Source organism: Neisseria zalophi, from assembly GCF_008807015.1.
Taxonomy (GTDB): domain Bacteria; phylum Pseudomonadota; class Gammaproteobacteria; order Burkholderiales; family Neisseriaceae; genus Neisseria; species Neisseria zalophi.
The window spans coordinates 2045028-2057267 of sequence record NZ_CP031700.1 but is presented as its reverse complement, the minus strand read 5'-3'; the positions used below and the strand labels follow the sequence as shown (position 1 = coordinate 2057267).

General features: G+C 46.9%; 11 protein-coding genes. 2 read left to right on the top strand and 9 right to left on the bottom strand.

Annotated elements, in window-relative coordinates:
* The first annotated feature begins 90 nt into the window (after positions 1-90).
* Entirely contained in the window at positions 91-894 is an 804-nt protein-coding gene (locus tag D0T92_RS09495) for a competence/damage-inducible protein A (RefSeq protein WP_151052315.1), read from the top strand.
* Between the two features lie 233 nt (positions 895-1127).
* Positions 1128-2795, top strand: a complete 1668-nt coding sequence (locus tag D0T92_RS09490) for an electron transfer flavoprotein-ubiquinone oxidoreductase (protein WP_151052313.1) — start codon at positions 1128-1130, stop codon at positions 2793-2795.
* A 73-nt stretch (positions 2796-2868) separates the two neighbouring features.
* Here the strand turns inward: D0T92_RS09490 and D0T92_RS09485 are convergent, their stop codons facing one another.
* The 9 genes from D0T92_RS09485 to D0T92_RS09445 all read right to left on the bottom strand — a co-directional run bounded on the left by D0T92_RS09485 (position 2869) and on the right by D0T92_RS09445 (position 12166).
* A complete protein-coding gene (locus D0T92_RS09485) occupies positions 2869-3132 on the bottom strand; it encodes a hypothetical protein (protein ID WP_151052311.1) in 264 nt (87 codons plus the stop codon).
* A 248-nt stretch (positions 3133-3380) separates the two neighbouring features.
* On the bottom strand, positions 3381-4925 hold the full coding sequence (gene murJ / locus D0T92_RS09480) for a murein biosynthesis integral membrane protein MurJ (protein ID WP_151052309.1): 1545 nt from the start codon (positions 4923-4925) through the stop codon (positions 3381-3383).
* Between the two features lie 99 nt (positions 4926-5024).
* Positions 5025-5648, bottom strand: coding sequence for an ATP-dependent Clp endopeptidase proteolytic subunit ClpP (clpP, locus tag D0T92_RS09475; protein WP_151052307.1), 624 nt, complete (start codon positions 5646-5648; stop codon positions 5025-5027).
* 93 nt (positions 5649-5741) lie between these two features.
* Entirely contained in the window at positions 5742-7052 is a 1311-nt protein-coding gene (gene tig, locus D0T92_RS09470; protein WP_151052305.1) for a trigger factor, read from the bottom strand.
* 290 nt (positions 7053-7342) lie between these two features.
* Positions 7343-8356, bottom strand: a complete 1014-nt coding sequence (gene ilvC / locus D0T92_RS09465) for a ketol-acid reductoisomerase (protein WP_151052303.1) — start codon at positions 8354-8356, stop codon at positions 7343-7345.
* A gap of 41 nt (positions 8357-8397) precedes the next feature.
* The gene (locus D0T92_RS09460) at positions 8398-8700 is read right to left on the bottom strand and encodes a putative quinol monooxygenase (protein WP_151052301.1); all 303 of its coding nucleotides are present in this window, start codon (positions 8698-8700) and stop codon (positions 8398-8400) included.
* Between the two features lie 40 nt (positions 8701-8740).
* Positions 8741-9232: an acetolactate synthase small subunit gene (ilvN, locus tag D0T92_RS09455; RefSeq protein ID WP_151052299.1), complete on the bottom strand. Its 492-nt coding sequence runs from the start codon at positions 9230-9232 to the stop codon at positions 8741-8743.
* Complete coding sequence (gene ilvB / locus D0T92_RS09450) at positions 9232-11016, bottom strand: biosynthetic-type acetolactate synthase large subunit (RefSeq protein ID WP_151052297.1); 1785 nt, start codon at positions 11014-11016, stop codon at positions 9232-9234. Before ilvB ends, ilvN begins: the two co-directional genes overlap by 1 nt.
* A gap of 448 nt (positions 11017-11464) precedes the next feature.
* Positions 11465-12166, bottom strand: coding sequence for a hypothetical protein (locus D0T92_RS09445; protein WP_151052295.1), 702 nt, complete (start codon positions 12164-12166; stop codon positions 11465-11467).
* Between the last annotated feature and the right edge of the window lie 74 nt (positions 12167-12240).

The following is a 12240-nucleotide window of genomic DNA, read 5'->3' as shown; positions in this document are numbered from 1 at the left end:
GGTTATTATTGTATGAATCGGCTGATTCGTCCAGCCTGAACGTGTTTTCCGGCAGCCTGTTTGCTGCTTGTTTGATGGAAAGTATACGCAATGAACTATTTTAATTTAATTATTATCGGTGATGAAATTCTACACGGCAGCCGTATCGACAAACATTTTGCTTTTTTTAAAGATTTGCTCGGTTCGCACGGGTTGAAGCTGGGGCAGGTGCAATATTTGCCCGATGATTATGATTTATTGGTTAAACAACTGCGGCGCAGTTTTTCAGACGGCCTGCCGACGTTTGTGACCGGCGGTATCGGGGCAACTCCCGACGACCATACCCGTCAGGCCGCTGCCGAAGCTTTGGATTTGCCTTTGGCTCGCCATCCGGAAGCTGCTAAGTTGATTGATGAGGTTTCGCTAAAACGCGGCGATGCGCTTGATTCCGCCGCTCACCGCCAACGCCTGCTGATGGCCGATTTTCCGCAAGGTGCCGATTTGGTACCGAATAGCTATAACTCGATTGCCGGTTTTTCGATTCGCGAACATTATTTTTTTCCGGGCTTCCCCGTGATGGCGCACCCGATGGCGGAATGGGTGTTGGATACTTATTATGCCGACCGTTTTCATGCGGTGGAAAGTGTCCAGCATTCGGTGTGGGTGTATGGGATTCCGGAATCTCATGTGGCGCCGGTGATGCGTTATATCGAAGAGACTTATCACGGCATCCGCACATTCAGCCTGCCCAGTGTCGGCAGGATAAAAGAAAACGGTGAGAAAATACCGCCTTATATTGAGTTCGGCATTAAAGCGGAGGGTGAAGCTTGTGCCAATGCCGCCAATGCTTGGGAAGAAGTATTAGACCAATTGGTTGCCGCAGGCGGCCGCTTGGAAATGCACGCGCCGGAATAAAATAACAAGATGATTGAATAAGATACAGGCCGTCTGAAAATATTTCAGACGGCCTGATTGTTGATGGTGGTTTCGGTTTGATTGAAACGGTTATGGTGGGCGGATATAGCCAAACGGCTGTTTCTCATGAAGCCGATACTGTATAATTATCTGTTTTTAAAAACCATAAAAGGCCGTCTGAAAACATTATCGGGCGCGCAAACAACTACCATATAGAAAATAGGAACGCCACCATGAGCGAAAGCGAAACCATAGAACGCGACAGCATGCAATATGATGTTGTGATTGTCGGCGCGGGGCCGTCGGGCTTGTCGGCCGCCATCCGGCTGAAACAGCTTGCCCAACAGCAAGAGCGTGAGATTAGTGTATGCGTGGTGGAAAAAGGCTCGGAAGTCGGCGCACATATTCTGGCCGGCGCCGTGATTGACCCGCATGCTTTAGACGAACTGCTGCCCGATTGGCGGGAATTGGGAGCGCCGCTTAACCGCAGTGTCACCGAAGATCAGGTTTTGTTTCTCACGCAAAAAAAAGCCGTCCGCCTACCGGTTACCCCCAATTTTGACAATAAAGGCTACCATATCATCAGCTTAGGCGAATTGTGCCGCTGGCTGGCGGAGCAGGCGGAAAATCTCGGTGTGGAAATCTATCCCGGATTTGCCGCCGCCGAAGTGCTGTATCACCCCGACGGTTCGGTAAAAGGCATTGCTACCGGTAATATGGGTGTGGGTAAAGACGGTGAACCGACCGACCAATTCCAACCGGGCATGGAATTATGGGCGCAGCAAACCATTTTTGCCGAAGGCTGTCGTGGTTCGCTAACCAAACAGCTTATCCGCCAATATGCTTTGGATAGGGATTGCCAGCCGCAAACTTATGGTCTCGGCATTAAAGAAATTTGGGAAGTGCCCGAAAGCCAATGCCAACCGGGCTTGGTGATACATAGTACAGGCTGGCCGTTGGATAGCAAAACCTATGGCGGCTCTTTTATTTACCATCTGGATAACAATCAGATTGCCGTCGGCTTTGTGGTCGGTTTGGATTATCAAAACCCTTATCTTTCTCCATTTGAAGAGTTTCAGCGGTTTAAAACCCATCCCGAAATCCGCAAAATATTCGAGGGCGGCCGCCGCATTGCTTATGGTGCGCGCGCCATCAGCGAAGGCGGTTTGCAAAGCCTGCCGAAACTGACTTTTGCCGGTGGCGTTTTGATCGGCGATACGGCAGGATTTTTAAATGTACCGCGCATCAAAGGCATTCATACGGCGATGAAATCGGCAATGCTGGCGGCAGAGGCTGTTTTCCCGTTGTTGGATAATTTGGAAGAAATCGAAGCGGTGCAAAGCGGTAAAGAAGCCGTGGCTTATGATCGGTTGTTTAGAGAAAGTTGGCTGTATCAAGAGCTGCATGCGGTGCGCAATATCCGCCCGGCGTTTAAGTGGGGATTGTTTCCGGCGATGGCCTATACCGGTTTGGAATTGTATGTTTTCAAGGGTAAGGCTCCGTGGACATTGAAGCATCACGGTGCGGACAATGATTCGTTGCAAAAAGCCGCCGTTAGCCGCCCGATTGATTATCCGAAACCCGACGGCAAACTGACTTTCGACCGTTTAAGCAGTGTGTTTCTCGCCAATGTGAGCCATGAAGAAAACCAGCCTGCCCATCTTGTTTTGAAAAATCAGCAGGTGATGTTGGATGTAAACCTAAAAGATTATGCTTCGCCGGAAACCCGTTATTGCCCGGCAGGGGTGTATGAAATCGTAGAAAAAGAGGGTAAACAGGTATTGCAGATTAATGCCGCCAACTGCGTACACTGCAAAACCTGCGATATTAAAGACCCGACCCAAAATATTGTTTGGACTTGCCCTGAAGGGGGCGGTGGGCCGAATTATGGAGCGATGTAGTAACGGATTAGGTATTTTTTAAAAAGAGGCCGTCTGAAATAGCGATTCAGACGGCCTCTTGATTTATTGATGTTTATGCTTCGTTTTCAATACGGTTGCATTCGAGTTCCATATCGTTAATCACGCCTTGCAATTCTTCTACATAAGCACCTTGTTTGTTGAGCAGGTCGCCCACTTTTTCGGCAAACAGTTTGTTTTTAAATTCACCTTCTGAAAAGGCCAGCCACTGGGAAGACAATTTTTCTGCATTGGTTTGCGCGTAGTGCTGCATTTCTTTGAGCTGATTAATAATATCGCGTGCATATTCGAGGGGTGTTTTTTGAGTTTCTTCAGTCATCGGTTGACTCCTTTTTGTTATTAAAAATAAAAACGTGAACTACCTTAACAAAATACATGGCAGGGCGCAAGCAGGCCAACAGCGGCTTGTGTTTATAAAAACAAGTCGATTGGAAAAGCTTATGAAATAAGCAAAGTTATGATAAAAAGTGTTGAAATATGGTAGTTTCAGACGGCCTGTGAATACCTAAAATAACAAAAGCCCGTTTCGGGCTTTTGAACGCTGTGCGATGCTGTTTGCCTGACTGCTTAAGATTCCGAACGTTTGAAATGACGGGGGCGGAAACCGAGCAGAGCAAGCGATAGAAAATATAAGGCGGCGCCGAAAACCACTAATCCGGAAAGTTGAATTGCTTTCTGCCAGCCGGGTACTTGCACCCATTGTAGCGGGAAATAAGTTTGTGCCTGAGCCAACCATAGGCCGCCACCCATAACCACCAGCGCGATAAATAATTTGATAATAAATGCCAGCCAGCCTTGTTTAGGTTGGTAGATTTTGTGTTTTCGCAGTAGAAAATAAAGTAATCCGGCATTCAAACAAGCCCCTAATCCGATAGCCAATGCCAAACCGACGTGTTGCAACGGGCCGATAAATGCGATGTTCATCAGTTGGGTGCAGACAAGCGTGAAAATAGCGATTTTTACCGGCGTTTTGATATTTTGGCGGGCATAAAAGCCGGGTGCCAAAACTTTAATCATGATTAGGCCGATTAAGCCGAAAGAATAAGCAATGAGGGCGCTTTGCGTCATCAGGGCATCATTGAGTGAAAACTCGCGATACATAAACAAAGTGGCAATCAGGGGAAACGACAAGGTAGCCAGGCCGACTGCTGCCGGTAGGGCGAGCAACATGCATAAACGCAGTCCCCAGTCGAGTAGGGCGGAGAATTCCTGCGTATCTTTTCCGGCGGCATATTTGGAAAGTGTCGGCAGCAGAATGGTACCTAAGGCCGCACCGAGTACGCCAGTAGGCAGTTCCATCAGGCGGTCGGCATAATACATCCACGATACGCTGCCCGATTGCAGGAACGAAGCAAAAATGGTGTTAATCACCAAAGATATTTGCGCCACGCTCACACCGAGAATGGCCGGTGCCATTTGCTTCATTACGCGGTTAACAGCGGCATCTTTGAAATTGAGTTTGGGCAGTTTGAGAAAACCCAGCTTGGCCAGCCATGGCAGTTGGAAGCCCAGTTGCAATAATCCGCCTACAAAAACCGCCCATGCCAAAGCCATAACGGGTGGGTCGAAATAGGGCACGAAAAATAGTGCGAAAACAATAAACGAGATGTTTAATAAGGTCGGTGTAACGGCGGGAATGCTGAATTTATGATAAGTGTTGAGAATAGAGCTGATAAAGGAAGAGAGTGAAATCAGCAGGATATAGGGAAAGGTAATCCTTAAAAGATCGGCCGAAAGTTGGAATTTGTCCGCATTTTTGGCAAAGCCCGGAGCGGACACATAAATCACCCAAGGTGCCGCTAAAATACCGATGGCGGTCACAATCACCAAAGCAAAAGACAACATGCCTGCCACATGGCGGATAAATTCGCGGGTAGCTTCTTCGGAGCGGGTTTGTTTGTATTCGGCCAGAATCGGCACAAAAGCTTGGGCAAACGCCCCTTCGGCGAAAATACGGCGCAATAGATTAGGCAGTTTGAATGCGACAAAAAAAGCATCGGTGGCCATTCCCGCGCCAAACATGCGTGCAATAATGGTGTCGCGGACAAAGCCGAGTATGCGCGATACCATGGTTAAACTGCCGACTTTTGCCAATGCGCCCAGTAGATTCATGATAAGACTTCTTTAAATAAAGCAAAAACAATAGATACGACGACCATATTTTTCAGACGGCCTGTTTAAAGAGGCCGTCTGAAAAATGATAGCGTTGGTTTACAAGCTGATGCTGTCGCGGTTTTCAATGACTTGGTCGATTAAGCCGTATTGTTGGGCTTCTTCGGCAGACATATAATTATCGCGGTCGGTATCGCGTTCTATTTTTTCCAATTCCTGACCGGTATGTTTGGCCAGCAAACGGTTGAGTTTGTCTTTCAATTTCAATAATTCGCGGGCATGAATTTCAATATCGGAAGCCTGTCCGCCCAAACCGCCGCTAATGAGGGGTTGGTGAATCATCACGCGGCTGTTGGGTAGGGCAAAACGTTTGCCTTTGGCGCCGGCAGACAATAAGAATGCGCCCATGCTGGCAGCCTGACCCAAGCATAAAGTGGATACGTCGGGTTTAATAAAGTTCATGGTATCGAAAATCGACATACCCGCGGTTACCGAGCCGCCCGGAGAGTTGATATACAGGAAAATATCTTTGTCGGGGTTTTCGCTTTCTAAGAATAAAAGTTGGGCAACCACCAGATTGGCGCTGTCGTCGTTTACCGGGCCGACCAGAAAAATAATACGTTCTTTCAGCAGGCGTGAATAAATATCGAAAGCACGCTCGCCACGGCCGCTTTGCTCGATAACGGTCGGCACCAAATAGCCGTTGTTGATTTCAGGAATCATATTACGCTCCTTGTCAGGATATTCGTTAAAAAGCACCAAAGCGCGGAAGGCAGCTTCGGTGCTTGTGTGGGTTCATAGGTTCAGACGGCCCGATTAGGCTTGTGCACCCATAACTTCGTCAAACGACAATACTTTTTCGTTTACTTTGGCTTTACCCAAAACAAATTCGACAACATTCGATTCAGTGGCCAAAGAAGTCGGGCCTTGCAAACGTTGTTTGTCGGCAAAATACCATTCGATCACTTCTTCAGGGTCTTCATAGCTTTCGGCAAAGTCGCTTACCACTGCTTTGATTTGTTCTTGAGTCGGTTCCAGTTTGTGTTCGTCAACCAATTGCGCCAAGATCAGGCCTAAAGCAACGCGGCGTTCTGCTTGGTCTTTAAACAAGTCGTTAGAAAGATTAAGATCAGCGGCATCGGCCATGCCTTGATTAATGAAGTTTTGTTTCATTTCATCGGCCAAGCGGGTTGCTTCATCGTTAACCAGTGCTTTAGGTACTTGGATATCGGTTGCTTTGAGCAAGGCTTCCATAACCGCTTCTTTGGTTTGGCTTTCGGTGCGGCGGGCTACTTCGCGGGCAACGTTTTTGCGCACTTCTTCGCGCATTTTGGCCACATCGCCGTCTTCAATGCCCAATGCTTTGGCAAATTGTTCGTCTACTTCAGGTAAAACGGCTTCGGATACGTTTTTCAGGCTGATGGTGAATACGGCGGTTTTACCGGCCACATCTTTGCCATGATAATCTTCGGGGAAGTGAACTTCGACGTCTTTGCTTTCGCCTTCTTTCAAGCCCAAAATACCGGCTTCGAATTCAGGCAGCATTTGGCCGTTGCCCAAAATGAAAGGATAGTTTTGCGAGCTGCCGCCTTCAAACGGTGTGCCGTCGATTTTGCCTTCAAAATCAATAATAACACGGTCGCCGTTTTGGGCTTCGCGCTCAACATGTTGGAAGCTGGTACGTTGTTTGCGGAGGATTTCGATGGTTTTATCCACTTCGGTATCGCCCACTTCGGCAGTAACTTTTTCTACTTCTTGTGCGGATAAGTCGCCGATTTTCACTTCGGGGAATACTTCGAATACGGCAGCCACTTTGAAAGACTCTTTGTCGTCTTGCTCTTCAACGCCTTCGAAGCTGGGAAAACCGGCTACTTTTAAATCTTGAGCAACAGCTACATCATAGAATGCTTTTTGAACCATTTCGTTCAAAACGTCGTTTTGAATGCTTGCGCCATACATGGAAGATACCATTTTCAACGGTGCCTTACCGGGGCGGAAGCCGTCGATTTTTACGCGGCGTTGGGTTTGTTTCAAGCGTTTGTCGGTTTCGGCGTTGATTTCGTTCCACGCCAGAGACAATACTACTTTACGCTCGAGATTTTCTAAGTTTTCTACAGTTACGCTCATCGTAAGCCCTTACTTTATATAAATTACTTGATGGTTAATAAAACGGGGTTATGCACCCTGTCTGATGTTGTCAGATGGAAAGATAAAATTCAGTCCGAAAGTATATCACATCATAAGTTGGCAATAAAATATTTGGAGGGAAGTGGCAATATTTATCGACAATTAAAAGGTTGGAAAAAGATTGTTTGATTTGTATTGTTTGAAGCTATGCAAGATTCTTGCATGATGAGGCCGTCTGAATAGTTTCAGACGGCCTCTTGAATGGTTATAAAACCAAGTTATGCGGCAGATTAGTTTTTATCTAAATCAACCAATTTGTTTTTAGCAATCCAAGGCATCATGCTGCGCAGTTGGGCGCCGACTTTTTCAATTTGATGATCGGCATTCAAGCGGCGGCGTGCGGTCATGCTGGCATAGTTGGTGGCACCTTCTTGGATAAACATTTTGGCATATTCGCCGGATTGGATGCGGTACAACGCTTTTTTCATGGCTTCTTTGGTTGCCGGAGTAACCACTTCGGGGCCGGTAACATATTCGCCATATTCGGCATTGTTGGAAATTGAGTAGTTCATATTGGCAATACCGCCTTCATACATCAAATCTACAATCAATTTCAATTCGTGCAAACATTCGAAATAGGCCATTTCAGGGGCGTAGCCGGCTTCAACCAAAGTTTCGAAACCGCATTTCACCAGCTCTACCGCACCGCCGCACAATACGGCTTGTTCGCCGAATAAGTCGGTTTCGGTTTCTTCGCGGAAGTTGGTTTCAATCACGCCGCCTTTGGTACCGCCGTTGGCAGCTGCATAAGAAAGGGCGATATCACGTGCTTTGCCGGATTTGTCTTGATAAACGGCGATAAGCGTCGGAACACCGCCGCCTTTCAGGTATTCGCTGCGTACGGTGTGGCCGGGGCCTTTGGGGGCAACCATAATTACGTCTAAATCGGCGCGTGGCACGATTTGGTTGTAATGTACGTTAAAGCCGTGGGCAAATGCCAATACCGCGCCGTCTTTCAGGTTGGGCTCGATTTCGTTTTTGTAAACGACAGGTTGGTTTTCATCCGGCAGCAGAATCATCACAACATCGGCGGCTTTGGTGGCATCGGCTACGTTGTAGACTTTGTGGCCGGCCGCTTCGGCTTTTTTCCATGAACCGCCTTGACGCAAACCGATGACAACGTTTACGCCTGAATCTTTCAGGTTGGCTGCGTGTGCATGGCCTTGCGAGCCATAGCCGATAATCGCAACGGTTTTGCCTTTGATTAATGATAGGTCAGCATCTTTATCGTAAAAAACTTGCATTTTGGATTTCCTTAAAATTGAATTATTGATAATAGCGGGTATTAATCGGTGTTTTCGGATATGTCTGCCATCGTGACGACTTCCAAACCATCGGTTTTACCTTCGGCAGCTTTTAAAAAGTTTTGAAAATGGGCGGTTGTGCCGTGTTTTTCCAAAGCAGCTTGGTTTTGCCAATTTTCAAAAAAGATAAAACGGTTTTCGTTTTCTGTGTCTTGATGCAGATCGTAACGGATATTGCCTTCTTCGCCGCGGCTGGCGGCGACCAATTGGCGGAATACTTCAAGTAGCTCGTGGCGATACTCGGGTTTCACGATAATTATGGCAGTAACTTTAATATTACTCATATCCGTTCCTTTCCGTTTCTTTCCAAATAAAAAAATATACTTAAATTTTTAAAATCCGCTCGCCGCGACCTATTCCGGCCGCACCGGTGCGTACGGTTTCGAGAATTGAAGTTTTGCCTAGCGTTTCCAAGAATGAATCCAGTTTGTCGGATGAGCCGGTAACTTCTATGGTATAGGTTTTATCGGTGACATCGACAACGCGCCCACGGTAGATTTCAGCGAGACGGAGGAATTCGTCACGGTCTTTGCCGACAGCACGGACTTTAACCAACATCAATTCCCGTTCGACAAAACGGCTTTCGTTTAAATCGACCACTTTAACCACTTCGACCAACTTATTAAGCTGTTTGGTGATTTGTTCTAAAACCGTGTCGTCACCGTGGGTGACAATGGTCATCCGCGATAAGGTTTTGTCTTCGGTGGCAGCAACGGCTAATGAGTCGATATTGTAATCACGGGCGGAAAACAAGCCTACCACACGGCTCATCGCGCCTGATTCGTTTTCCATCAGGATAGATAAAATATGTCGCATTATGGCACGCTCCTTGTATCGTAATCACGGTCTTTCACATCGTTGACATCCGAATCTTTCGGCGTTTCGCGCATGTGCGGCGGCAATACCATTTCATCTAAGCCTTTGCCGTTGCCGACCATAGGGAACACGTTTTGTTTTTTATCAGTAATAAAGTCCATGAATACCAAGCGGTCTTTTTGCTTGATGGCTTCAAGCAGGGCACCTTCCACATCGCCTTTTTTATCGATACGGATACCGATGTGGCCGTATGCTTCGGCCAGTTTCACAAAGTCGGGTAGCGAGTCAAAGTAGGTTTCGGATTCGCGGTTGCTGTAATACAGCTCCTGCCATTGGCGAACCATGCCCAGATAACCGTTGTTTAAGGTCACTACATTAATCGGAATCTTGTATTGGAAACAGGTCGACAACTCTTGGATATTCATCTGAATCGAACCTTCGCCCGTAATACAGAATACATCTTGGTCGGGTGCTGCCAATTTGGCACCCATGGCATAGGGCAGGCCGACGCCCATAGTGCCGAGGCCGCCTGAATTCAGCCATTGGCGGGGGCGCTCGAAAGGATAATATTGCGCGGTAAACATTTGGTGCTGGCCGACATCGGAGGTGATAATGGCTGAATTTCGGGTAATTTCTGCTAATTTTTGCAGCACATATTGAGGTTTGATAATGTCACCGTCATTGTCATTGTCAAACCACAGGCAGTCGCGTTTGCGCCAGCTTTCCAAAGATTGCCACCATTTTTCCAGTGAAGTAGGTGAAAGCAATAATTCTTGCTTTTTCCACAATGCCGCCATATCTGCTAAAACGTTTTTAACATCGCCGACAATTGGAATATCGACTTTCACGCGTTTGGCAATACTGGAAGGGTCAATATCGATATGAATGATTTTTTTGGGCTTTTCCAAAAACTTAGAAGGTACGGAAACTACACGGTCGTCAAAGCGCGCACCGATGGCAAGCACAACGTCGGCATCCTGCATAGCCAAATTGGCTTCATAGGTGCCGTGCATACCGAGCATACCGAGGAACTGGCGGTCGCTTGAAGGGAATGCACCCAGGCCCATTAATGTACCGGTACAGGGAACGCCGGTTAAGTGGATGAAATCAATTAATTCTTGATGAGCGTTACCCAATACCACGCCGCCACCGAAATAAACCAAAGGACGTTTGGCCGATGCAAACATCTGTACGGCTTTTTTGATTTGGCCGGCATGGCCTTGTGTGACCGGTTGGTATGAGCGGATAAAAACATCTTCCTGCGGATAGCTGAACTTTGCCATAGCCTGCGTCACATCTTTAGGGATGTCGACAACCACCGGGCCGGGACGGCCGGTAGCGGCAATCTGAAAGGCTTTTTTAATCGTTACCGCCAGATCATTGATATCGGTTACCAAGAAATTATGTTTGACACACGGTCGGGTAATACCTACGGTATCGACTTCTTGGAACGCGTCGGTACCGATAGCGGGCGTAGCGACTTGTCCGGTAATAACTACAAGCGGGATAGAGTCGGAATAGGCGGTGGCAATGCCGGTTACCGCATTGGTCGCTCCAGGGCCGGAAGTCACCAGTGCGACACCTACTTTACCGCTGGTGCGGGAATAGGCATCGGCCGCATGAACAGCAGCTTGTTCGTGGCGTACCAGAATATGTTTGAGTTTATTAAATTGGAACAGTGCATCGTAGATTTCGAGGACTGCGCCTCCGGGATAACCGAAAACGTATTCTACGCCCTCGGCTTTAAGACTTTGCACGAGTATTTGTGCACCTGATAATTGCATATCTGCCTCTATTTTTTCTGCGTGTAAGCCAAAAGGAGTAATTCGTTTCGCCACAGCACCTGTAATGCAATTTTTGTAAGCAACGATTTAGGGTACGCGCATTACAAAAAAACAGCGACAACCAAACTACCCGAGCAATTGAGCCCAGACGCTTGAGCGTTTTATTGATAAAAGGAATGGGAACAATAACCTAAACTTAATGCTTAAATCAAGATAAAAACTTTCATCTTAATAAAGAAAAAATGATTTTATAAATTATTGTTTGATTTATAAAGAATAAATTACAGCGGTTTAATATGCTGTCTTTGAGTGGAAAATATGTATAAGGTAATAAACCGAACAATATCGGGATGTGTTGCATGGTAAAGTTTGAGATATGCACGTCCGAATATAAAAGCCCTTGATTGATGTGGTTCAATCAAGGGCTTTTAAGTTATTAGGGATATAGTTAGCGGATGGATTCGATTTGATAATCCAATCTGTCGGTTTTATTGGTTTGATGGTTGGTTTGCACCAAAATACGGGGGATAAACATTTGATAATCGTTGAGGTAATAACCTTCGAAATTCTGGGTAAAGCTAACCGTTCCGGCAGGATTATTCATCGTCAATGTGCAGTTGGCACGCTGGGCATTCCCTTTTAGTTTGGTATGGATGGCCTGGGCATTTTCTGCGGCCGAAAGCGTACATTTTTCTTGCACATTTAACATACCATTATCGTCTGCCAGAGTAGCGGCGCTCTCAAAAGTGGTTCCGTGTAACGACCATTGGGGAGGTGGCGGTACAATTTGAATATCTCGGATGGCAAATCCTGCTTCATTCATTTTCCATTGTAAATCCCAATGGTTGAGTAGAATCAGGCTTTGTGTATCGGGGCGGTCGGTGGAAGCCGAGTTTTTACGCTTGAGTATACCGGGGGCAGAAGAAAACCAGCCTAAACCAGAGAATTTGTCGGTTTGTCGGTATATACGGACATTGTCTTGTGTGTTGCTTTGCTCGGCAACCTGATAGACGATTTTCCGGATACGCTGTTCCGGCTTGCCGAGCTCAAACGGTTCAACTAGGTTAATCAGTCTTTTTTCTTCCTGATCTGCTGCGGATACGGCGGCAGGCAGGCAGGATAGGGCAAGAATAAATATCAATGGGCGCACGTTCGGTATCCTTATTATCAATGATTGAATAATATAACAAACAGGTAATCGCATAGTAAGACAACAGGCCGTCT

Excerpts from the sequence above, each read along its gene's own strand:
- D0T92_RS09495 (WP_151052315.1), top strand. The coding sequence starts at position 91 with ATGAACTATTTTAATTTAATTATTATCGGTGATGAAATTCTACACGGC.
- D0T92_RS09490 (WP_151052313.1), top strand. The coding sequence starts at position 1,128 with ATGAGCGAAAGCGAAACCATAGAACGCGACAGCATGCAATATGATGTT.
- D0T92_RS09485 (WP_151052311.1), bottom strand. The coding sequence starts at position 3,132 with ATGACTGAAGAAACTCAAAAAACACCCCTCGAATATGCACGCGATATT.
- murJ (WP_151052309.1), bottom strand. The coding sequence starts at position 4,925 with ATGAATCTACTGGGCGCATTGGCAAAAGTCGGCAGTTTAACCATGGTA.
- clpP (WP_151052307.1), bottom strand. The coding sequence starts at position 5,648 with ATGATTCCTGAAATCAACAACGGCTATTTGGTGCCGACCGTTATCGAG.
- tig (WP_151052305.1), bottom strand. The coding sequence starts at position 7,052 with ATGAGCGTAACTGTAGAAAACTTAGAAAATCTCGAGCGTAAAGTAGTA.
- ilvC (WP_151052303.1), bottom strand. The coding sequence starts at position 8,356 with ATGCAAGTTTTTTACGATAAAGATGCTGACCTATCATTAATCAAAGGC.
- D0T92_RS09460 (WP_151052301.1), bottom strand. The coding sequence starts at position 8,700 with ATGAGTAATATTAAAGTTACTGCCATAATTATCGTGAAACCCGAGTAT.
- ilvN (WP_151052299.1), bottom strand. The coding sequence starts at position 9,232 with ATGCGACATATTTTATCTATCCTGATGGAAAACGAATCAGGCGCGATG.
- ilvB (WP_151052297.1), bottom strand. The coding sequence starts at position 11,016 with ATGCAATTATCAGGTGCACAAATACTCGTGCAAAGTCTTAAAGCCGAG.